This window comes from Pseudomonas sp. AU11447, from assembly GCF_001672555.2.
GTDB classification, from domain to species: Bacteria; Pseudomonadota; Gammaproteobacteria; order Pseudomonadales; family Pseudomonadaceae; genus Pseudomonas; species Pseudomonas nitroreducens.
On record NZ_LZDG02000015.1, the window covers coordinates 1 to 793 of the forward strand.

The window sequence follows — 793 nt, forward strand, 5'->3', positions numbered from 1 at the left end:
GCCCACGCCGATGAACAGGCGCTTGACCACGCTGACGTCCGCTTCATTGCCGGCATTGAGCATGAGGTTGCGCTGGGCGGCCAGTTGCAGGTGGGTTCCACTGGTGAGGGCGATGCCTTTGGGCGCGCTGAGTAACACAACCTATGCCTGCAACTGATTGACTTCCTCGCGCATGAAGGCGATTTGCGCCAGGAAATCAGCTGGATCGGCCTTGGCGGTCTCCGCATCGGTGGAGAGTTTCTGCATCTCGTCGGCGGCCAGCTCCAGGCGCGCGACAGCTTCCTGCATGGCCAGCGCCTGGCCCTGGGCGCCGGGCTGTACGTCGGCGCTGATGAACACACCCTTGCCGGCGCGCACCGAGCCCCAGCCATCCGTACGTAGTTCAAAGCCTTCACCGCGCTTCTGGCGTTTGGCGTCCACCAGGTGACCAAGGTTGAGCTGGCTCTTGCCGGAAAACTCGGTGCTGACATTGATGTGCTCCTGGCCACGGGTGTCGTCCAGGCGAATCTTGTTGTTCGCCGGCGTGCGCAGGACGTTGCGTTTGTGATTGCGGATGGTGACGTGGTCAGGCTGCAGGTTCGTGTGTAGGGCATGGGCGATAAACGGCCGGTCCGGGTCGCCCTGYTCGAAGGCYACGGCCACTTCGGTGCCGGCCAGCAGCGGCAAATGCAACCCGTGGGTATCGCCGGCATACGGCCTGGCCAGGCGCAGCCACATGCTTTCGCGCCCAGCGGGCCAGGTGTCGCGGTCGAAGAGGAAGTTGACGCGGTAGCGGCCCTCGCCATCGATATTG

At 64.0% G+C, this 793-nt stretch carries 1 pseudogene; it reads right to left on the minus strand.

The window, feature by feature from the left end:
- Positions 1–793, minus strand: a pseudogene (locus A6723_RS32035) (type VI secretion system Vgr family protein); the annotation flags it as partial.